Below are 21,182 nucleotides of genomic sequence, written 5' to 3'. Positions count from 1 at the left end.
CGACTCCGTCACCAACGAGCTGTCCCGCCAGAACCGTGGCATCCACCTGGTCATCCACCCCCAGGTCCTGGTGCGCCGCGACGTCACGATCCGGTCCGGCGAGCCGCTCCTGGCGGTCCCCGAGGGTGAGCGGCTGGTGGTGCTGGCCGTGGACGGGGGTGCGGCGGTCGCCGCGTGCGCCGCCGTCGCGCAGGCGCAGGACGCCCGGCCGGTACGCGACAAGGGGACGGAGGGCGCTCGCCCGGTGGTGGGGCTGTCCGCCCCCGCCGGGCCGATAGCGGTCGCCGCCGCGTACAAACAGGCCGAGCAGGCCCTCTCGGTCGCCCGTCGCCGGGGCAGGGCCCTGGTGGAACACGAGGAACTGGCGGCCGGTTCGGTACTGCCGCTCCTCGCGGACGACGCGGTACGCGCCTTCGCGGACGGCATGCTCCGCGCCCTGCGCGAGCACGACGCCAAGGGCCGGGGCGACCTGGTGGCGTCGCTCCGCGCCTGGCTCTCCCGGCACGGCCAGTGGGACGCCGCCGCCGCCGACCTCGGGGTGCACCGACACACCCTGCGGTACCGGATGCGGCGGGTCGAGGAGATCCTCGGCCGCTCGCTCGACGACCCGGACGTGCGGATGGAACTCTGGCTGGCCCTGAAGGCGACGGCTTCGCCGTCGGCCGGCGACTGAGGAACCGGCCGGCCGACCGACGGACCAGCCGACCGGGCCGACCGACGGACCAGCCGACCGACGAAACGCGTCCGGGGCGCCGCGCCTTCGACAATTCGGCGCCCCCCGGTCACCACCTGCTCCATCACGGACAAGCCCCACGGGCCGGGCCCCGTCCTACGGTGGGCGGGCGACACCCGCGACGGCGGGCCGCCGCACCCACGAACCGCGCGTGTCGGCACGTCACGCGACGGGTGTCACGCGCACCGCGCGGGGCCCGTACGACGCACGTCTCGCGCACCACACGACCTTCCGAAGGGCCGGACCTCCATGACTTCCACCCACGCCTTCTGGCTGGCCGGCCGCCAGGCCACCGGCGAGGACAGCTTCGCCGTCACCAACCCGTGGGACGGCCGGCTCGTCGGCACCGTCAGCGTGCCGACCGACGCGCAGATCGAGGAGGCCGTCGCCGCCGCGCACGCCGTGCGCGAGGAGTTCGCCGCGACCCCCGCGCACGTCCGGGTCGCCGCGCTCGACCACGTCGTACGCCGCCTCGTGGAGCGCACCGAGGAGATCGCCCAGCTGATCTCCGCCGAGAATGGCAAGCCGATCAAGTGGGCCCGCGGCGAGGTCGGCCGCGCCGTCTCCGTCTTCCGGTTCGCCGCCGAGGAGGCCCGCCGGTACAACGGCGGCGACTCCCAGCGGCTGGACACCGACGCGGGCGGCACCGGGCGCCTCGGCCTCACCCGCCGCTTCCCGCGCGGCACGGTCCTCGGTATCGCGCCGTTCAACTTCCCGCTCAATCTGAGCGCCCACAAGGTCGCCCCGGCCATCGCCGTCGGCGCCCCGATCATCCTCAAGCCCGCCCCGGCCACCCCGATCTCCTCGCTGATACTCGGCGAGCTGCTGGCCGAGACCGACCTGCCGGCCGGCTCCTGGTCCGTGCTGACGGTCCCGAACGACCGGATGCCCGCCCTGGTCCAGGACGAGCGGCTGCCGGTGATCTCCTTCACCGGCTCCGGCCCGGTCGGCTACTCGATCATGGAGTCGGTGCCGCGCAAGCACTGCACGCTGGAGCTCGGCGGCAACGGCGCGGCCGTCGTTCTCGGCGACTACGCCTCGGACGAGGACCTGGACTGGGCCGCGACCCGCATCGCGACCTTCTCCAACTACCAGGGCGGCCAGTCCTGCATCTCGGTGCAGCGGGTCATCGTCGACGCCTCGCTCCACGACCGCCTCGTCCCGAAGATCGTCGCCGCCACCGAGGCCCTGGTCACCGGTGACCCCTCCGACGACGCCACCGACGTCGGCCCGCTCGTCAGCGAGGACGCGGCCAAGCGGGTCGAGTCCTGGGTCGACGAGGCCGTCGCCGCCGGCGCCCAGCTCCTCACCGGCGGCAAGCGCGACGGCGCCACCTACGCGCCGACCGTCCTCACCGGGCTCCCCGACTCGACCACCCTCGCCTCGGAGGAGGTCTTCGGACCGGTCATGTCGATCCAGAAGGTGGACGGCGAGGCGGAGGCGTTCGCGGCCGTCAACTCCTCGAAGTACGGCCTCCAGGCAGGCGTCTTCACGCACGACCTGCAGGCGGCCTTCCGCGCCCACCGCGCCCTGGAGGTCGGCGGCGTGATCATCGGCGACGTCCCCTCGTACCGCGCCGACCAGATGCCGTACGGCGGTGCCAAGCAGTCCGGCGTCGGCCGTGAGGGTGTGCGCTACGCGATGGACGACTACACCTACGAGCGGGTCCTGGTCCTGACCGGCCTCGCCCTGTAGACGGTGTCCTGACGCGTCACCACGGCCGGAGCCCACTGTGCGGGGGCTCCGGCCGTCGGCGTTCCGGTCCCGGGGCTGCGTGTGCCCGGGACCCGGTCACCCCAGGGGCGCGGTCTTGGCCGCGACCCGGTCGGCCAGCCGCTCGCGCGCGGCCGGCCACTCGTCCGCGAGCAGGCTGTAGTACACCGAGTCGCGGCGGGAGCCGTCCGGCCGCCGCATGTGGCTGCGTAGCGTCCCCTCGTACACCAGGCCGAGTCGTTCCATGGCGCGCTGGGAACGCACGTTGAGGTGATCGGTGCGCAGGGCGAGCCGGACGACGCCCAGGTCGTCGAAGGCGTGACCGAAGAGCAGGAGCTTGGACTCGGCGTTGTAGGGGCCTCCCCAGCAGGAACGGTCGAACCAGGTCGTGCCGACCTCGGCGCGGCCCTGGTTCGTATCGAGGTCGTACAGGCTGGTCGAGCCGATCACCGCGCCGTCGGCGAGGCGCCGTACGGCGAAGCACCGGCGGGTGGTGTCCGCGATCATCCCGCCGAGCATGTCGTGCATCTGCGCCGTGGTCTCCGGGCGCTGCCGCGGCATCCACCGCCACACGTCCGGGTCGGACGCCGAGGGAAGCAGGGCTTCGGCGTGACCGGCCGAGAGCGGTTCCAACCGGACAGTGCTCCCGAGGAGCGTCTCTGTGTTCACGGCCACACCCTAGGCGAGGGTCGTCGAACCTCCGTCTGCCGGGCGGCATCCGGCCCGCACGCCCACCGCGTCGTGGGAATCGTCCTCGCACGCACCGTGCGAGGGCGACCCTCCGCCTCGCGATCGCACGCACCGGGCACCGCCCGGCCCGGCCTCCGGCAAGTCGGCGTTCCTGCCCCGGGCGTCCGCCGCTGCGGTGGTGGGGGTGGGACGAATCGGGTAGATACGGACGTGTGCCACCGGCCGCAACCCCGCGGGCGCGGAGCCGGTCACCCGCCGTCAGGCCGTCCCCCGATCCGCCCCGCGGAGAGGTGAGCCCCCATGTCCGCACCGCAGGTCCCGCAGGACCTCCCCGACCGCCCCGAAGCGGCCAGGACCTCCGCCGGTCCCCGCTCGCATCCGCCGCAGGCGAGAGTGACCGAGCGCGAGGCGCGCCGTGTCGCCGAGGACGCCCGCGAGCGGGACTGGCACCGGCCCAGCTTCGCGAAGGAGCTGTTCCTCGGACGGCTCCGCCTCGACCTGATCCACCCGCACCCGCTGCCCGCCGGGGAGGACGTCCGGCGCGGTGAGGAGTTCCTCGCCCGGCTGCGCGCGTTCTGCCTCGCCCACGTGGACGGGGCACTCATCGAGCGCGAGGCGCGCATCCCCGACGAGGTGATCGCCGGTCTCAAGAAGCTCGGCGCGCTCGGCATGAAGATCGACCCGAAGTACGGCGGCCTCGGCCTCACCCAGGTCTACTACAACCGGGCTCTCGCGCTGGCCGGCTCGGCCAGCCCGGCGATCGGCGCGCTGCTCTCGGCCCACCAGTCGATCGGCGTACCGCAGCCGCTGAAGATGTTCGGCACCCAGGAGCAGAAGGACACCTTCCTGCCCCGGCTCGCCAGTACCGACATCTCGGCGTTCCTGCTCACCGAACCCGACGTCGGCTCCGACCCCGCCCGGCTCGCCACCACCGCCGTGCCGGACGGGGACGACTACGTCCTGGACGGCGTGAAGCTCTGGACCACCAACGGGGTCGTCGCCGACCTGCTGGTCGTCATGGCCCGGGTGCCCGAGGGCCCGGACCACCCCGGTGGCATCACGGCGTTCGTGGTGGAGGCGGACTCGCCGGGCATCACCGTGGAGCACCGCAACGCCTTCATGGGGCTGCGCGGCATCGAGAACGGCGTCACCCGCTTCCACGGGGTGCGGGTGCCGGCCGCCCACCGCATCGGCCCCGAGGGCGCCGGCCTGAAGATCGCGCTGACCACGCTCAACACCGGCCGGCTCTCGCTCCCGGCCATGTGCGTCGGGGTCGGCAAATGGTCTCTGAAGATCGCCCGGGAATGGTCGGCCGTCCGCGAACAGTGGGGCAGGCCCGTCGCCCGGCACGAAGCGGTCGGCGCGAAGATCTCCTTCATCGCCGCCACCACCTTCGCGTTGGAAGCCGTGGTCGACCTCGCCTCCCAGATGGCCGACGAGGACCGCAACGACATCCGGATCGAGGCCGCCCTCGCCAAGCTCTACGGCTCCGAGATGGGCTGGCGGATCGCCGACGAACTCGTGCAGATCCGCGGCGGACGCGGGTTCGAGACGGCCGACTCCCTCGCCGCCCGCGGCGAACGGGCCGTTCCCGCCGAGCAGATGCTCCGCGACATGCGGATCAACCGGATCTTCGAGGGATCGACCGAGATCATGCACCTGCTGATCGCCCGCGAGGCGGTCGACGCCCACCTCAAGGTGGCCGGCGACCTCATCGACCCCGACAAGCCGCTCGCCGACAAGGCGAGGGCCGGCGCCGCGGCGGCCGGCTTCTACGCCCGCTGGCTGCCGAAACTGGTCGCCGGACCCGGTCAGGTGCCCAGCTCGTACGCGGAGTTCCGGCCCGCCGGACACCCGGACCTCTCCCACCACCTGCGGTACGCCGAGCGCGCCGCGCGCCGGCTGGCCCGCTCTACCTTCTACGCCATGTCGCGCTGGCAGGGCCGGATGGAGACCAAGCAGGGGTTCCTCGGCCGCACCGTCGACATCGGCGCCGAACTCTTCGCGATGAGCGCCGCCTGCGTCCGCGCCGAGCTGCTGCGAGGCCAGGGCGAACACGGCCGCGAGGCGTACGAGCTGGCCGACGCCTTCTGCCGGCAGTCCCGGCTCAGGACGGAGGAGTTGTTCGGCCGCCTCTGGGCCAACACCGACGACCTGGACCGGCGGGTGGTCGACCGGGTCCTCGCGGGCTCGTACACCTGGCTGGAGGAGGGGGTCATCGACCCCAGCGGCGACGGCCCCTGGATCGCGGACGCCACCCCCGGCCCGGCCCGGGGCGACAACGCCCGCCGCCCCTACAACTGAGCCCGCCTGCTCCGCGGGGCGCGTCCACCCGCTGGACGCGCCCCGCCCCCCGCGCGCGGACACGGCAAAATGACCCGCCGTGACCGTCATCCAGATTCCCGGCTCCAAGTCCGTCACCGCCCGCGCCCTCTTCCTCGCCGCGGCGGCGGACGGCACCACCACCCTCCTGCACCCGCTCCGCTCGGACGACACCGAAGGGTTCACCGAGGGCCTCACCCGCCTCGGGTACGCGGTCACGAAGGAGCCGGACCGCTGGCACATCGAGGGCCGCCCGGCCGGACCCGGCATCACCGACGCCGACGTCTACTGCCGCGACGGCGCGACCACGGCCCGCTTCCTGCCCGCCCTCGTCTCCGCCGCGCCCTCGGGCACGTACCGCTTCGACGCCTCCGAGCAGATGAGGCGCCGTCCTCTCGCCCCGCTCAGCCGGGCGCTGCGCGAGCTCGGCGTCGACCTGCGCCACGACGCGGCGGACGGCCACCACCCGCTGCGCGTGCACGCCGCCGGCATCGAGGGCGGCCGGATCACCCTGGACGCGGGGGAGTCCTCGCAGTACCTCACCGCCCTGCTGATGCTCGGCCCGCTGACCGCCGGCGGCCTGACGATCGACGTCACCGAGCTGGTCTCCGCGCCGTACATCGGGATCACGCTCGCGATGATGCGGGACTTCGGGGTCGAGGTCACCCGCGAGGGCGACACCTTCACCGTGCCGCCCGGCGGCTACCGCGCCACCACGTACGCGGTCGAGCCGGACGCCTCCACCGCCAGTTACTTCTTCGCCGCGGCCGCCCTCACCGGTGGCGAGGTCACCGTCCCCGGCCTCGGCGCGAACGCCCTCCAGGGCGACCTGCGCTTCGTCGACGTGCTGCGGCGGATGGGCGCCGAGGTGACGATCACCGAGGACGCCACCACCGTCCGCTCGGACGGCACCCTGAGGGGCGTCACCGTCAACATGCGGGACATCTCCGACACCATGCCGACGCTCGCCGCCCTCGCCCCGTACGCCGACGGGCCGGTCCGGATCGAGGACGTGGCCAACACCCGGGTCAAGGAGTGCGACCGGCTGGAGGCGTGCGCCGAGAACCTCCGCGCGATGGGCATCACCGTGCACACCGGACCCGACTGGATCGAGATCCACCCCGGGACCCCGCGCCCCGTCGAGATCACCACCCACGGCGACCACCGCATCGTCATGTCCTTCGCGGTCGCCGCGCTGCGCAACCCCGGCACCACCTATGACGACCCGGGCTGCGTGCGCAAGACCTTCCCCGACTTCCACGAGGTGTTCGCGCGCTTCTCCGAGGGTCTGGTCCCGCAGGCCGGCTGACGGGCGTCCGGTGGAAACTCCCGCGCCCGCGAAATGCCACCGTGTCATGATCACAATCGGCTAGGGATGTTCGAGGGGGGAGTGGACATGGTGACAGAGGCGGAGAACAGGGGCAGACAGGGCGCCCGGCGGCCAGGAGCACTCGCCGCCGGAGCCGTCGTGGCACTGCTGCTGACGGGGACGACCGCCTGCGGCGGAGGCCAGGACGTGGACGGGAAGGCGGAAGCACCGGCGGGCGGCGGGAAAGCCGCCGCATCAGCCACCCCGGCGCCCGCCGACGCGTCCGGCCCCCGGGCCGCCACCGCAGGGGAGCTGGCGGAGACCGCCTTCGCGGACGGGGAGGCCGTGGGGTCCTACGCCGCGTCGGAGCCGCTCATCGACCCTCCGATGCGTGACGACTACACGGCCGACCCGGAGGTCTGCCAACCTTTCGTCACCCTCGCCGCCGGGACGGGTGGTCCGGACCCCGTCGCGCAGGTGGTGCGCGAGGTCTCCAGGAGCGAGGAGCCCGGCATCGACGTCGAGGTCACCCTCCGCTCGTACGCGGGCGGGGACGCCGCGGCGGTGATGACGGCGCTCGACGCGGCAGGCACCCGGTGCGCCTCCGGCTTCACCGAGGAACGGCTGCTCGCGAAGGGGAAGTACCTTTCGGCCGAGCCCGTCGAGGTGCCGGCCTTCGCCGCGGACGCCGACGACGCGAAGGCCTACCACTTCACCGTCCTCGACGTGAAGGGGAAGCTGAAGCTGCACAAATACCTGACCGTCGTGCGCTCCGGCTCCACCACCCTGGAGTTCCACGCCGACCTGTTGGGCACCGACGACTTCGGCGGCGTGCCGCAGGAGGTCATGACCGCGCAGTGGAAGAAATTCCGGGCCGCGCGGGGCTGAATCCGCGGCCCCGGACTCGTGCGACCCGGGACGCCCTGTCCTCGCGCACAGCGGAAGCGGCAACAATGGGGGCCATGACCGACAGCCCTGCCCCCCTCGCCGATCCGCATCTCGTCCACGACGCGACGGAAGGCCGCCGGGACCTCGTGATCCTCGGCTCCACCGGGTCCATCGGAACCCAGGCCATCGACCTGGTGCTGCGCAACCCCGACCGCTTCCGGGTCACCGCGCTCTCGGCGGCGGGCGGGCGGGTCGCCCTGCTCGCCGCCCAGGCACGCAGGCTCGCGGTGGACACGGTCGCCGTCGCCGCCGAGGACGCCGTACCCGCCCTGCGCGAGGCGCTGCGCGCGGAGTACGGCACGGGGGAGCCGCTCCCGGAGATCCTGGCCGGCCCCGACGCCGCCGCCACCCTCGCCGCGAGCCCCTGCCACACCGTGCTCAACGGCATCACCGGCTCCATCGGCCTCGCGCCGACGCTGGCCGCGCTGGAGGCGGGCCGCACCCTGGCGCTGGCCAACAAGGAGTCGCTCATCGTCGGCGGCCCGCTGGTCAAGGCGCTGGCCAAGCCCGGCCAGATCATCCCGGTCGACTCCGAGCACGCCGCGCTCTTCCAGGCGATCGCCGCCGGCACCCGCGCCGACGTGGCGAAGCTCGTCGTCACCGCGTCCGGCGGCCCGTTCCGGGGCCGCACGCGGGCCGAACTGGCCGACGTCACCCGGGAGCAGGCGCTCGCCCACCCCACCTGGGCCATGGGCCCGGTCATCACGATCAACTCCGCGACCCTCGTCAACAAGGGGCTGGAGGTCATCGAGGCGCACCTCCTCTACGACATCCCGTTCGAGCGCATCGAGGTCGTGGTCCACCCGCAGTCGTACGTGCACTCCATGGTCGAGTTCACCGACGGCTCCACGCTCGCCCAGGCCACCCCGCCCGACATGCGGGGACCGATCGCCGTGGGTCTCGGCTGGCCGCAGCGCGTACCGGACGCCGCCCCGGCCTTCGACTGGACCAAGGCGTCCACCTGGGAGTTCTTCCCGCTCGACACCGAGGCCTTCCCCTCGGTCGGCCTCGCCCGGCACGTGGGCGCCCTCGGCGGGACCGCACCGGCTGTCTTCAACGCAGCCAACGAGGAGTGCGTCGACGCGTTCCTGTCCGGCGCGCTCCCCTTCAACGGCATCATGGACACCGTCACCGCGGTGGTCGCCGAACACGGCACCCCCGCCCCGGGAACTTCACTGACGGTCGCGGACGTCCTGGATGCGGAGACCTGGGCACGCGCCCGGGCCCGTGAACTCTCGGCGAAGTCGACGGCGGAGGCGCACGCATGAGTCTGAGCACGATCCTGCTGACGGTCCTGGGGATCGCCGTCTTCGTGGTGGGCCTGCTGTTCTCGATCGCCTGGCACGAGCTCGGCCACCTCTCCACGGCCAAGCTCTTCGGCATCCGGGTCCCGCAGTACATGGTCGGCTTCGGCCCCACCATCTGGTCGCGCAAGAAGGGCGACACCGAGTACGGCTTCAAGGCCATTCCGGCCGGCGGGTACATCCGCATGATCGGCATGTTCCCGCCGGGGCCGGACGGCAGGATCGAGGCGCGGTCCACCTCACCCTGGCGGAGCATGATCGAGGACGCGAGATCCGCCGCCTTCGAGGAGCTCGAACCCGGCGACGAGAGCCGTCTCTTCTACACGCGCAAGCCGTGGAAGCGCGTCATCGTGATGTTCGCCGGTCCGTTCATGAACCTGGTCCTGGCCGTCGCGATCTTCCTCGGCGTCGCCATGACCTTCGGCTTCCAGACCCAGACCACCGAAGTGGCCGGGGTCCAGAAGTGCGTCATCGAGCAGAGCGAGAAGCGCGAGAAGTGCGAACCCGGCGACCCGGTCTCCCCGGCGCTCGCCGCGGGTCTGCGCGAGGGCGACAAGATCGTCGCCTTCGACGGCGCGAAGGTCGACGACTGGGACAAGCTCTCCGACCTCATCCGGCAGACCATCGGCCCCGCCGACATCACCGTCCAGCGGGGCGGCCAGGAGGTCACCCTCCACGCCGTGCTCGCCAAGAACGTCGTGGTGAAGAAGGACGACAAGGGCGAGGCGATCGAGGGCAAGTGGGTGGACGCCGGTTATCTCGGCTTCGCCGCCCGCAGTGAGATCGTGCCCCTCTCTTTCGGCGACTCCGTCGTGCGGATGGGCGACATGATCGAGAACGGCGTCGACTCGATCATCAGCCTGCCCTCCAAGATCCCCGGACTGTGGAACGCCGCCTTCGACGGCGGTGAACGCGCCGACGACTCCCCGGTGGGCGTGGTCGGAGCCGCCCGGATCGGCGGCGAGGTGATGACCCTCGACGTCCCCGCGCAGAACCAGATCGCGATGATGCTGTTCCTGCTGGCGGGCTTCAACCTCTCGCTCTTCCTCTTCAACATGCTGCCGCTGCTTCCCCTGGACGGCGGCCACATCGCGGGCGCCCTCTGGGAAGCGCTGCGCCGCAACCTGGCCAAGGTCTTCAAGCGGCCCGACCCCGGCCCGTTCGACGTGGCGAAGCTCATGCCCGTCGCCTACGTGGTGGCCGGAATCTTCATCTGCTTCACGCTCCTGGTGCTCGTCGCCGACATCGTGAACCCGGTCAAGATCACCTGACCGCGGCCCGAGGGCTGTCCCGCGATTCCTGGCCGGTGCGAATCGCCGGACAGCCCTTCGTTCGGCACCGGCCGTCCTTCGGCCGACACCGTCCGTCCGGCGGGAATCGCCCGGACGCGGGGCAGGAGCGGCGGCCGGGCACGCGCGTGGCGCCCTGCCGCGCCGCCGACCGGCGCCCGTGGGTGTTTTGACCCGGGGGATGCGTTCGCCGGAGCCCCGGTGCCGTAACCTCGAAAGCTGTAGCCCGCCGATTTCCGGGCCTCGATCCACACCTTGGGGATGCTCAGCGCATGACTGCGATTTCTCTCGGAATGCCGGCCGTTCCGATCAAGCTCGCCGACCGACGCGTCAGCCGTCAGATCCAGGTGGGATCGGTGGCCGTCGGCGGGGACGCTCCCGTCTCGGTGCAGTCGATGACGACGACGCGCACCTCGGACATCGGCGCGACGCTCCAGCAGATCGCCGAGCTGACCGCCTCCGGCTGCCAGATCGTGCGGGTGGCGTGCCCCACGCAGGACGATGCCGACGCCCTGGCCACCATCGCCAGCAAGTCGCAGATCCCGGTCATCGCCGACATCCACTTCCAGCCCAAGTACGTCTTCGCCGCCATCGACGCCGGCTGCGCCGCGGTCCGGGTCAACCCGGGCAACATCAAGCAGTTCGACGACAAGGTCAAGGAGATCGCCCGCGCCGCGGGCGCGGCCGGCACCCCGATCCGGATCGGCGTGAACGCCGGCTCCCTCGACGCCCGGCTGCTGAAGAAGTACGGCAAGGCCACCCCCGAGGCCCTGGTCGAGTCCGCCCTGTGGGAGGCGTCCCTCTTCGAGGAGCACGGCTTCCGCGACATCAAGATCTCGGTCAAGCACAACGACCCGGTGGTCATGATCAACGCCTACCGCCAGCTGGCCGCCGCGTGCGACTACCCGCTGCACCTCGGCGTCACCGAGGCCGGCCCGGCGTTCCAGGGCACCATCAAGTCCGCCGTCGCCTTCGGCGCGCTGCTCTCCGAGGGCATCGGCGACACGATCCGCGTCTCCCTCTCGGCCCCGCCGGCCGAGGAGGTCAAGGTCGGCCTCCAGATCCTGGAGTCCCTCAACCTCAAGCAGCGCCGCCTGGAGATCGTCTCCTGCCCGTCCTGCGGTCGCGCCCAGGTCGACGTGTACAAGCTCGCCGACCAGGTCAGCGCCGGTCTCGAAGGCATGGAGGTCCCGCTGCGCGTCGCCGTCATGGGCTGCGTCGTCAACGGCCCGGGCGAGGCCCGCGAGGCCGACCTCGGCGTCGCCTCCGGCAACGGCAAGGGCCAGATCTTCGTGAAGGGCGAGATCATCAAGACCGTCCCCGAGTCGAAGATCGTCGAGACCCTCATCGAGGAGGCGCTGAAGATCGCCGAGCAGATGGAGAAGGACGGCGTCGCCTCGGGCGAGCCCCAGGTCGCCGTCAGCTGACCACCGGACCGGAGGCCGCCCGCGGCCCGGCGCCCGGACCTTCCGCGCCCCGTCAGGACGACACCGTCCGGACGGGGCGCGGCGTCGTTCCCTCGGCCGGCACCATGCGGTCCGCCGCCCGGCCTTCGGACGCGGGCGGCGCCCCACAGCCTTGTTGGGTACAGTGCGGAAATCAGCAGACCGTATGGTGAGGCCCCCTCGTGTTGACGCACACCACCACCCGGGTCCTCGAACCCAGTGACCTCGGCGCCGCTCTGGCCATTCTGGAGAGCGATCCCGTGGCCAACGCCTTCGTGACCTCCCGTGTCCAGATCGCCGGGCTCGACCCCTGGCGCCTCGGCGGCGAGATGTGGGGCTGGTACGCGGACGGGATGCTCCGCTCGCTCTGCTACTCCGGTGCCAACCTGGTCCCCATCTGCGCGGGCCCCGAGGCCGTACGCGCCTTCGCGGACCGCGCCCGCAGGGCCGGGCGCCGCTGCTCCTCCATCGTCGGCCCGGTCGAGCCCACCGCACTGCTGTGGCGCCTGCTCGAACCCGGCTGGGGGCCCGCCCGTGAGGTCCGCGCCAACCAGCCGCTGATGGTCACGGACCGCCCCTCCACCACCGTGGACCCCGATCCGTACGTCCGCCGCATCCGCAAGGACGAGATGGACGTCATCCTGCCCGCGTGCGTGGCGATGTTCACCGAGGAGGTCGGCATCTCCCCGCTCGCGGGCGACGGCGGACTGCTCTACCAGGCGCGGGTCGCCGAACTCATCGGCGCCGGCCGCTCGTTCGCCCGCATCGACGACGGCAAGGTCGTCTTCAAGGCCGAGATCGGCGCCGCGACCGACCGTGCCTGCCAGATCCAGGGCGTCTGGGTCGCCCCGGAGTTCCGGGGCCTGCGTCTCTCCGAGACCGGGATGTCCGCCGTGCTCAACCACGCGCTCGCCGACGTGGCCCCGCTGGTCAGCCTGTACGTCAACGACTTCAACACCGCCGCCCGCCGGGCGTACACCCGGGTCGGCTTCCGGGAGACCGGGGCCTTCATGAGCGTCCTGTTCTGACGCCCCGGCCCGGCCCCGGTCGCCCCGCCCCGGCCGCGCGTACCGGTCCCGAGGACGGCCGCGCCTCGTGCACCGGCCGTGCGGTGGGCGTCGTCCGGCCGACCTATAGTCGGCAGGGGGGACCGCTGAGGGCCGCCGGCCGGCACGTCCGGAACGCCGACGCCCTCCGACGTGAATGAGCCCCGCCCATGACCGAGACCCCGCCTCCCGCCGACGACCACGCCGCCCCGCCCGTCACCACCGCCGCCCCGGCGGGGGCGGACGCCCGTGCGGCCTGGGAGACGTGGCGCGAGGAGCGCCACGCCTCGGTCACCGCGCCCACCGGCAACCTGGCCCTGGTGGAGACCCGCCCGATGGGGCCCGGCGAGATCCCCGACCCGGTCGCCGCCGCCGCGGGCCTGCCCGGCAGTGTCACGGTGACGGTCGTGGAGCGGACCGAACCGGTCAGCGGAGCCCCCGAACACTTCCTGCGCTTCTGGGACGCCGAGGCGCCCGCGATCCGTTCCTTCGAGCGGATCGACACCTTCCCGTACGACCCGTCCTGGGTGCTCGACGCCGCCTACACGCCCGTCGCGGGCGCCCGCAAGGTCGCGTTCGAGCACATCCGGGACAACGGCGGCACCCGCGACCTGGTCGTCCCCGGTGACATCGCGCTGACCGTGGACGGCACCGATTACACCCTGAGCGCCTTCGACGACGACGGCACCCTGCTGCTGGTCTTCGGCGATCCCACCAACGGCGACTCCACCTACGGCGCCGGACGCTTCCTCTTCGTCCCGCACGAGGCCGGAAGCGACCGGGTCACCCTCGACTTCAACCGCGCCTTCGTACCGCCCTGTGGCTTCTCCGACCAGTACAACTGCCCGATGCCGCCGAGGCAGAACAGACTCCACCTGCCCGTCGAAGCGGGGGAGAAGCTCCCCGTGGCCAAGGGACCGGGCGGCACGGGGCACTGAAGCCCGGCCGAGGACCGGCTCCGGCCCCCCGGGGCCCGCCCGGGCGGCCGGAGTAGTCTCCCGTGCCATGCCGCACTTTCCCGGAGACCTCAGCGAACCACCCCTGATCGGGCCGCTCGACCTCGCGTCCCGCGTGGACGAGGCGCTCCAGGTGCAGGCCCTCGCCTTCGGGCTCGACGCCCCGGAGATCGCCGTACGCCGCCAGATCGTGCTGCGCCACCTCACCCTCCCCGGCGCTCGCGCGCTGGGCGCCACCGCACCCTCGGGACGGCTGCTCGGCTTCGTCTACGGACTGCCGAACGACCGCGGTCACTGGTGGTCGGGGGTGGTCGAGCCCTACCTCCGCGAGCGGGGAACCGAGGAGTGGCTGGACGACTCCTTCGTCATCACCGAACTGCACGTCCACCCCGGCTTCCAGCAACACGGCATCGGCCGCGCCCTCATCACCGGGCTGACCGACTCCGCCACCGAGCCGCGCTCCATCCTGTCGGCCATCGACACCGACAGCCCCGCACGCGGTCTCTACCGCTCACTCGGCTACCGCGACCTCGCCCGCCAGGTCGTCTTCCCCAGCGCCCCGCTGCCGTACGCCGTCATGGGAGCCCCGCTGCCACTGCACCGCGGAATCTGAATGGATTTCCGCCCGCACCCGCCGCCCGGCTAATCTCGGGCCCATCACCTTCGGGGGTCCGGGGGCGTCCCCCCGGTAGACACAGTCGAGCAGGAGTTCACCATGGCCCAGGTCCAGCGCATGTCCCGATTGATGATCAAGACACTGCGCGACGACCCGGCGGACGCCGAGACGCTCAACCACAAGCTGCTCGTCCGGGCCGGTTACGTCCGCCGCACCGCCGCCGGTATCTGGTCCTGGCTGCCGCTCGGCAAGAAGGTCCTGGAGAACATCACCCGCGTCGTCCGCGAGGAGATGGACGCCATCGGCGGCCAGGAGGTGCTGCTCCCGGCGCTGCTGCCCAAGGAGGCGTACGAGGCGAGCGGCCGGTACGACGAGTACGGCGACCTGCTCTTCCGCCTCAAGGACCGCAAGGGCGCCGACTACCTCCTCGGCCCCACCCACGAGGAGATCTTCACCCAGGTCGTCAAGGACATGTGCTCGTCCTACAAGGACCTGCCGGTGATCCTGTACCAGATCCAGACCAAGTACCGCGACGAGGCCCGCCCCCGCGCCGGTGTGCTGCGCGGCCGCGAGTTCCAGATGAAGGACTCGTACTCCTTCGACACCACCGACGAGGGCCTGGCCGAGGCGTACCAGCTGCACCGCGCCGCGTACATCCGGATCTTCGAGCGCCTCGGCCTCGACCACCGCGTCGTCTCCGCCGTCTCCGGCGCGATGGGCGGCTCCGCCTCCGAGGAGTTCCTCGCCCCGGCGCCCGCCGGTGAGGACACCTTCGTCGACTGCCCGAACTGCGACTACGCCGCCAACACCGAGGCCGTGACCTTCAAGGCCACCGCCGTGGACGGCGCGGCGCACGGCCCGGTCGAGGAGCTGGACACCCCGGACACCCCGACCATCGAGACCCTCGCCGCCCACCTCGGCGTCCCGGCCTCGGCCACCCTGAAGAACCTCCTGGTCAAGGTCGACGGCGAGATCGTCGCCGTGGGCGTCCCCGGCGACCGCGAGGTCGACCTCGGCAAGCTCGGCGAGCACCTCGCCCCGGCCGTGGTCGAGCTGGTCACCGCCGAGGACTTCGTGGGCCGCCCCGACCTGGTGCGCGGTTACGTCGGCCCGCAGGGGCTGGAGAAGGTCCGCTACATCGCCGACCCCCGCGTCGCCGCCGGCACCTCCTGGATCACCGGCGCCAACAAGGACGGCAAGCACGCGAAGAACGTCGTCGTGGGCCGTGACTTCGAGGTGGACGACTACCTCGACGTCGTCGTCGTCGAGGCGGGCGACCCGTGCCCGAAGTGCGGCGCCGGCCTCCAGGTGGACCGTGCCATCGAGATCGGTCACATCTTCCAGCTGGGCCGCAAGTACGCCGACATCTTCAACCTCGACGTCCTCGGCCAGCAGGGCAAGCCGGTCCGCGTCACGATGGGCTCCTACGGCATCGGCGTCTCCCGCGCGGTGGCGGCCCTCGCCGAGCAGACCGCCGACGACAAGGGCCTGTGCTGGCCCCGCGAGATCGCCCCGGCCGACGTGCACGTCGTCGCCGCCGGCAAGGCGCTCCAGACCGAGCTGGCCCTGGAGGTCTCGGAGAAGCTGAAGGCGGCGGGCGCCCGGGTGCTGGTCGACGACCGCGCCGGTGTCTCCCCGGGTGTGAAGTTCACCGACGCCGAGCTGATCGGCGTGCCGACCATCCTCGTCGCCGGCCGCCGCTCCGCCGAAGGCGTCGTCGAGCTCAAGGACCGCCGCACCGGCGAGCGCGAGGAGCTCACCGTCGACGAGGCGATCGCCCGCATCGCCGCCGACCTGGGCTGACCTCCCGGTCCGCCTTCCGGTATGGAGGAACCCCCCGCGCACCCGGTGCGCGGGGGGTTCCTCCGTGGACGCGGGAAGCGTGGGTCAGAGCCAGCCGGCGAACTCCAGCGACATCTCGCCGGTCTGCCGCCGCCCCTCGGCCAGCGCCCGGGTGCCCGACTCCACCGCCCGGAACAGCGTCCAGCCGTGCAGCCGCTCCTGGCCCACCTCCAGCGAGTCCGCCAGCTTGCGCACCCGCCGCCGCGCCGTCGCCGGCCCGCCCGGTGAGGCGATCAGGTCCTCCACCCGGTCGCGCACCAGACGCGCCAGGTCGTAGGCGCGCTCGCCCACCAACGGCTCCGGCCCGACCGTCAGCCAGGGCGCCCGCTCGCCCGACAGCACCTTGCTCTGCCGGAAGTTGCCGTGCAGCAGCAGCTCCTCGACGGGGGCCGCGACGAGCTCCTCGCGGACCGCCAACGCCGCCTCCACCAGGGGCGCCAGTTCCGGGTCCCCGGCGGCGAACTCACGCATCGCGCCGGCCCGCCGCCCGGTCCGTTCCGCGACCGTCTCGAACGGGTGACCCTCGGGCGGTGCCACCCAGAGCCTGCGCACCGTGCCTGCCGCCTCCAGCAGGGCCTTGGCCTCCGGCAGCGAGCGCAGCGACACCTCCGGGTGCAGGCGCTCCAGCAGCATCCCGACGCCGGGTGCCGCCCCGGGCGCGTCGCCGGGCGGCGACAGCAGGCGTACCGAGCCCCAGCCGTTCCAGTGGGCCAGCGCGGCGCGCTCGGCGTCCGGCGCCGCCCCGGGCGGGGCGATCTTCAGTGCGGCGGGGGTGCCGTCCGCCCGGCGTACCAGCAGCACCACACTGGTGCGCCCGCCGGGGGCGGCCACCCGGTCGACGGAGAGGTCCCGGCCGCCGGCGGACAGTTCCGCCTCCACCAGTGCGCCGAGCGAGCCCAGCCACGCGTCGGCCGCGGCCTTCCCGTACTGCTCGTCCAGCGCCCGCGCCAGACGTTGCGGCGGTTCGAAACCCATACCTGACCTGTACCTTTCCGAGGCCGGTCCAGCGACCCGTCTCAATGCGTCCCGGCGGCGCCCGCGGCCTCCAGGGGAGAGGGGGACCCGGTCCCCGCCCGTCCGGCCCGCTCCGCGAGTCCGGGGAAGGCGGTGCCGGAGCCCCGCCAGTGGGCCGCGCGTACGGCGGCCTCCCGCAGGGCGAGCGCGGCGTCCCGCCGTGCCGTGCCCTCCGTGGCCCGTACGAGATCGGCGCAGGCACCCGCGACGCCGTCCTCCAGGACGGCCGCCAGCCGGAGCGCCGCCGCACCGTCACGCACCGCGAACGGCAGAGCGTACGCGGCGTCCGCCGCCACCGGGACACCGCCCAGGTCCCGCACCGCCCGGGCCAGGGCGTCGCGGCGGGCCCGGTGTGCGTGGTACGCGCCGGTCGCCTCGGAGCGGCGGCTGCCGGAGGCGCGCGCCCCGACCACGCCGTAGCCGTACACGGCCGCGTGCTCGGCCGCCAGGGCGGCCTGTGCCGCCTTCAGTGCCTGGGCCGTCATGTCGCGGGGGTCTCCTTGGCCAGTTCGGTCAGCAGATACGCGTGCACGCCGCAGGCGGCGGCGACCGACGCCAGCAGCCGGGACAGCTCAGGCTCCGCCTCCAGCAGCGACGCGGTGTGCGCGTCGCCCGCCCGCCGGGCCTCGGCCGCCAGCTCCTTCAGCGCCGTCCGCGCGTCCCCGGCCTGGGAGCCCGACGGGGTGGCGGTGGCGGTACTGCCGACCGCTTCGGTCGAGGGCGGGGTCGCCGGGCTCGCCGGGTCCGTCGCCGACGGGCTCGGCGACACGGTCGTGGTGCCCTCGGCGAGCGCCTCGGTGTGCTGCCGCACGGCGGCCCGCAGCGGGGCGAGCCCGGCGGCCGTGACGGGGTGGGCGGCGGCGACCTCGTCGTACCGCGCCAGCAGGGCCGCGCTGGTCCGCACACCGTCCGTACGCAGTCTCTGCTCCGGGGTCGTCCGGGCGGCACGGGCGGTTCCGGCCCGTCCCGTGGCCGACCGCTCCCCGCTCTCGCAGCCTGCCAGCACCCCTCCCGCCGCGAGCCCCCCGGCGGCGGTGAGTGCCCCCCTGCGCGTCGTCCCCGTGCGCCGCACTTTTCTCCTTCGGGCTTGAACAAGTCCTGACAGGATCTGTCCTGAAGTGATCAACGTTGGCGAGCGTACCCGCGTGAGGGCGGCCTGAGGACGGCAACACCCCCCGCGACCGGATACCCTTTGTCCTGACGCACGACGATCCCCACAACAGCAGACGCGGCCGAGGAGTCACCCGGATGAGCACCAACCAGAGCGAGAGGCTGCGGGGGCTGCTCGAACCGCTCGTCGCCTCGGCGCAGCTCGACCTCGAAGAGATCGAGGTGTCCCGGGCCGGCCGCCGCCGTGTGCTGCGGATCGTCGTCGATTCGGAAGACGGCGTCGAACTCGACACCTGCGCGGAGCTCAGCCGCTCCCTCTCCGAGAAGCTCGACGAGACCGACGCGATGGGCGAGGACGAGTACGTCCTGGAAGTGAGCTCGCCGGGCGCCGACCGCCCGTTGACCGAGCACCGCCACTACGTCCGTGCCACCGGCCGGCTGGTCAAGTTCAAGCTGACCGCCGAGGCGGGCGGCGACGAGCTGATCGCGCGCATCCTGGAGGCCGACGACGAGGGCCTCGACCTGGAGGTCCCGGGCGTCAAGGGCCGCAAGCCCACCGCACGCCGGATCTCCTTCGCCGAGATCGACAAGGCGCGCGTGGAGATCGAATTCAACCGCAAGGACAAGAAGGAAGAGGAGGCGTAGCCGTGGACATCGATGTGAAGCTTCTGAAGGGCTTGGCGCAGGACAAGGGAATCCCGTTCGACGTGCTCGTCGGGGCGATCGAGTCGGCCCTCCTCATCGCGTACCACCGCACGGACGGCAGCTTCCGCCGGGCGCGTGTGGAGCTGGACCGCAACGGTCACGTCACCGTCTGGGCGACGGAGGACCCGGCCGACCTGGAAGAGGGTCAGGAGGCCAAGGAGTTCGACGACACCCCGTCCGGCTTCGGCCGCATCGCCGCGACCACCGCCAAGCAGGTCATCCTGCAGCGGCTGCGCGACGCCGAGGACGACCGGACCTTCGGCGAGTACGCGGGCCACGAGGGCGACGTCGTCACCGGCGTGGTCCAGCAGGGCAAGGACCCGCGCAACGTCCTCGTCGACATCGGCAAGCTCGAAGCCATCCTGCCGGTGCAGGAGCAGGTGCCGGGCGAGGAGTACACCCACGGTCTGCGGCTGCGTACCTACGTCGTCCGGGTGGCCAAGGGTGTCCGCGGCCCGTCCGTGACCCTGTCGCGCACCCACCCCAACCTGGTGAAGAAGCTCTTCGCGCTGGAGGTCCCGGAGATCGCCGACGGTTCCGTCGAGATCTGCGCCATCGCCCGCGAGGCCGGCCACCGCACCAAGATCGCGGTCCGCTCCACCCGTTCGGGTCTCAACCCCAAGGGCGCCTGCATCGGCCCGATGGGCGGTCGTGTCCGCAACGTCATGGCCGAGCTGCACGGCGAGAAGATCGACATCGTGGACTGGTCCGACGACCCGGCCGAGATGGTCGCCAACGCGCTGTCCCCCGCACGGGTGAGCAAGGTCGAGGTCGTTGACCTCGGCGCCCGCTCCGCCCGGGTGACCGTGCCCGACTACCAGCTCTCGCTGGCGATCGGCAAGGAGGGGCAGAACGCCCGTCTGGCCGCCCGCCTCACCGGCTGGCGCATCGACATCCGTCCGGACACCGAGACGGACGAGGAGCGCGACGTCGCCGACCGTGAGCGGGCCGAGCGGGCCCGGGAGCGTTCGGAGCGCGGCTGACCGCCGTACGTCCACCGGCCGCCCGACGTGGCGCGCACCCCGGTGGAACCGGTCCCCCACGGGCCGTGAGGAATAGATCAACGCGGGAATCCGCTGGAGATCACAACAACATCCGTTCGATTTTTGCCCCAAAGGGGTGAGGTCGGCGCGGGGAGGTAGACTTAGCCGTGTCTGGCCGGACGCAAGCCCGCGCTTGTCCCGAACGCACCTGTGTGGGATGCCGGGAGCGAGCGGTCAAGAGCGAGTTGCTGCGCATCGTGGTGGACGAGGGCGCTTGTGCGCCTGATCCACGCGGTACGCTGCCCGGCCGGGGTGCGTATGTGCACCCGGCATCTGTCTGTCTCGACCTGGCGGTCCGCCGCCGGGCATTCCCCCGGGCCTTCAAGGCCAAGGGGCCGTTCGACACCGCGGCGTTGCAGCGGTTCGTCGAGCGGGTGGCACCGCAGGAAAAATGAACGTGAACGGCACGGGTCCCCGTGCGGTCAGGTACCTCGCGAGTTGGAAGTAGGTCGAGATTGCGATGAGCACTCGATGAGTACGCGATGAGTACGCCCATGAAGTAGCGACGGTCCGGCGGTAACCCGGACCTAAAAGGAGCGAAGTGGCTAAGGTCCGGGTATACGAACTCGCCAAGGAGTTCGGCGTCGAGAGCAAGGTCGTCATGGCCAAGCTCCAAGAACTCGGTGAATTCGTCCGTTCGGCGTCCTCGACGATCGAGGCGCCGGTTGTACGCAAGTTGACTGACGCACTGCAGGGGCCCGGCGGCAACGCCGGCAAGTCCGCTGCCAAGCCGGGAGCGCCTCGCAAGGCCGCCCCCGCCAAGCCCGCGGCGCCCTCCCCGGCCGCTGCGGCACGTCCCGCTGCCCCCAAGCCCGGCGCACCGGCTCCCAAGCCGACCGCCGAGCCGGAGACCAGCGCCCCCGCGGCTCCCGCCGCACCGTCGGCCGGTCCCCGTCCGGGCCCGCGTCCGGCTCCCCGGCCCGCCCCGGTGACCCCGGTCCCCGTCGCCGAGTTCTCGGCGCCGGCCCCGGCCCAGCCGGCCGCGCCCCAGCAGCCCCAGGCCCCGCGTCCCGCGGGTGCCACCCCGGGTCCGCGCCCCGCCCCCGCCCGTCCGGCCCCGGCCGGCGGTCAGCGTGACGGCGGCCAGCGCGACAACC

20 protein-coding genes are annotated in these 21,182 nt (G+C 72.6%); 16 read left to right on the top strand and 4 right to left on the bottom strand.

The window, feature by feature from the left end:
* A partial coding sequence (locus ACWD3D_RS16400; RefSeq protein ID WP_451461533.1) for a helix-turn-helix domain-containing protein occupies positions 1-673 on the top strand: 673 nt, incomplete at its 5' end.
* A 309-nt stretch (positions 674-982) separates the two neighbouring features.
* Positions 983-2,428 (top strand): aldehyde dehydrogenase family protein, encoded by a 1,446-nt coding sequence (locus tag ACWD3D_RS16395; RefSeq protein ID WP_451461532.1) that lies wholly within the window; start codon positions 983-985, stop codon positions 2,426-2,428.
* A gap of 96 nt (positions 2,429-2,524) precedes the next feature.
* Here ACWD3D_RS16395 and ACWD3D_RS16390 read toward each other — a convergent pair whose 3' ends face one another.
* Positions 2,525-3,115 (bottom strand): GNAT family N-acetyltransferase, encoded by a 591-nt coding sequence (locus tag ACWD3D_RS16390; protein WP_451461531.1) that lies wholly within the window; start codon positions 3,113-3,115, stop codon positions 2,525-2,527.
* Between the two features lie 321 nt (positions 3,116-3,436).
* Here ACWD3D_RS16390 and ACWD3D_RS16385 point away from each other — a divergent pair, with 321 nt between their 5' ends.
* The 10 genes from ACWD3D_RS16385 (at position 3,437) to ACWD3D_RS16340 (ending at position 16,174) form a co-directional block, all read left to right on the top strand.
* Complete coding sequence (locus ACWD3D_RS16385; RefSeq protein ID WP_451461530.1) at positions 3,437-5,440, top strand: acyl-CoA dehydrogenase family protein; 2,004 nt, start codon at positions 3,437-3,439, stop codon at positions 5,438-5,440.
* A 79-nt stretch (positions 5,441-5,519) separates the two neighbouring features.
* A complete protein-coding gene (gene aroA / locus ACWD3D_RS16380; RefSeq protein WP_451461529.1) occupies positions 5,520-6,767 on the top strand; it encodes a 3-phosphoshikimate 1-carboxyvinyltransferase in 1,248 nt (415 codons plus the stop codon).
* Between the two features lie 87 nt (positions 6,768-6,854).
* On the top strand, positions 6,855-7,655 hold the full coding sequence (locus tag ACWD3D_RS16375) for a hypothetical protein (protein ID WP_451461528.1): 801 nt from the start codon (positions 6,855-6,857) through the stop codon (positions 7,653-7,655).
* Positions 7,656-7,729: 74 nt separating this feature from the next.
* Positions 7,730-8,983, top strand: a complete 1,254-nt coding sequence (gene dxr, locus ACWD3D_RS16370; protein ID WP_387371524.1) for a 1-deoxy-D-xylulose-5-phosphate reductoisomerase — start codon at positions 7,730-7,732, stop codon at positions 8,981-8,983.
* The gene (locus tag ACWD3D_RS16365) at positions 8,980-10,290 is read left to right on the top strand and encodes a M50 family metallopeptidase (RefSeq protein WP_451461527.1); all 1,311 of its coding nucleotides are present in this window, start codon (positions 8,980-8,982) and stop codon (positions 10,288-10,290) included. Before dxr ends, ACWD3D_RS16365 begins: the two co-directional genes overlap by 4 nt.
* A gap of 290 nt (positions 10,291-10,580) precedes the next feature.
* A complete protein-coding gene (gene ispG, locus ACWD3D_RS16360; protein WP_451461526.1) occupies positions 10,581-11,735 on the top strand; it encodes a flavodoxin-dependent (E)-4-hydroxy-3-methylbut-2-enyl-diphosphate synthase in 1,155 nt (384 codons plus the stop codon).
* A gap of 200 nt (positions 11,736-11,935) precedes the next feature.
* Positions 11,936-12,781 carry a GNAT family N-acetyltransferase gene (locus ACWD3D_RS16355; protein ID WP_451461525.1) on the top strand — a complete coding sequence of 282 codons (846 nt, stop codon included), beginning with the start codon at positions 11,936-11,938 and terminating at the stop codon, positions 12,779-12,781.
* A 188-nt stretch (positions 12,782-12,969) separates the two neighbouring features.
* On the top strand, positions 12,970-13,737 hold the full coding sequence (locus tag ACWD3D_RS16350; protein WP_451461524.1) for a DUF1684 domain-containing protein: 768 nt from the start codon (positions 12,970-12,972) through the stop codon (positions 13,735-13,737).
* Positions 13,738-13,804: 67 nt separating this feature from the next.
* Positions 13,805-14,368 carry a GNAT family N-acetyltransferase gene (locus ACWD3D_RS16345; RefSeq protein ID WP_451461523.1) on the top strand — a complete coding sequence of 188 codons (564 nt, stop codon included), beginning with the start codon at positions 13,805-13,807 and terminating at the stop codon, positions 14,366-14,368.
* A 102-nt stretch (positions 14,369-14,470) separates the two neighbouring features.
* Complete coding sequence (locus tag ACWD3D_RS16340) at positions 14,471-16,174, top strand: proline--tRNA ligase (protein ID WP_451461522.1); 1,704 nt, start codon at positions 14,471-14,473, stop codon at positions 16,172-16,174.
* A gap of 84 nt (positions 16,175-16,258) precedes the next feature.
* Here the strand turns inward: ACWD3D_RS16340 and ACWD3D_RS16335 are convergent, their stop codons facing one another.
* Genes ACWD3D_RS16335 through ACWD3D_RS16325 form a run of 3 tightly spaced genes read right to left on the bottom strand, consistent with a single transcriptional unit; the run spans position 16,259 to position 18,299 of the window.
* Positions 16,259-17,188: an aminoglycoside phosphotransferase family protein gene (locus tag ACWD3D_RS16335; RefSeq protein WP_451461521.1), complete on the bottom strand. Its 930-nt coding sequence runs from the start codon at positions 17,186-17,188 to the stop codon at positions 16,259-16,261.
* 41 nt (positions 17,189-17,229) lie between these two features.
* Complete coding sequence (locus ACWD3D_RS16330) at positions 17,230-17,712, bottom strand: DUF4439 domain-containing protein (RefSeq protein WP_328719108.1); 483 nt, start codon at positions 17,710-17,712, stop codon at positions 17,230-17,232.
* Positions 17,709-18,299: a hypothetical protein gene (locus ACWD3D_RS16325; RefSeq protein WP_451461520.1), complete on the bottom strand. Its 591-nt coding sequence runs from the start codon at positions 18,297-18,299 to the stop codon at positions 17,709-17,711. The genes ACWD3D_RS16330 and ACWD3D_RS16325 overlap by 4 nt, the downstream gene beginning before the upstream one ends.
* 176 nt (positions 18,300-18,475) lie before the next feature.
* Between ACWD3D_RS16325 and rimP the strand changes: the two genes are divergently transcribed.
* The 4 genes from rimP to ACWD3D_RS16305 all read left to right on the top strand — a co-directional run.
* Positions 18,476-18,982 carry a ribosome maturation factor RimP gene (rimP, locus tag ACWD3D_RS16320; RefSeq protein ID WP_451461519.1) on the top strand — a complete coding sequence of 169 codons (507 nt, stop codon included), beginning with the start codon at positions 18,476-18,478 and terminating at the stop codon, positions 18,980-18,982.
* Positions 18,983-18,984: 2 nt separating this feature from the next.
* Positions 18,985-20,025 (top strand): transcription termination factor NusA, encoded by a 1,041-nt coding sequence (nusA, locus tag ACWD3D_RS16315; RefSeq protein ID WP_266709799.1) that lies wholly within the window; start codon positions 18,985-18,987, stop codon positions 20,023-20,025.
* Positions 20,026-20,192: 167 nt separating this feature from the next.
* On the top strand, positions 20,193-20,480 hold the full coding sequence (locus ACWD3D_RS16310; protein WP_451461518.1) for a YlxR family protein: 288 nt from the start codon (positions 20,193-20,195) through the stop codon (positions 20,478-20,480).
* 146 nt (positions 20,481-20,626) lie between these two features.
* Positions 20,627-21,182, top strand: a 556-nt coding sequence (locus ACWD3D_RS16305) for a translation initiation factor IF-2 N-terminal domain-containing protein (protein WP_451461517.1), incomplete at its 3' end; no start/stop codon positions are given.

The sequence above is a fragment of the Streptomyces sp. NPDC002690 genome, assembly GCF_053592415.1.
The sequence above is the reverse complement of the archived record's forward strand: the minus strand, read 5'-3'. Positions and strand labels throughout refer to the sequence as shown.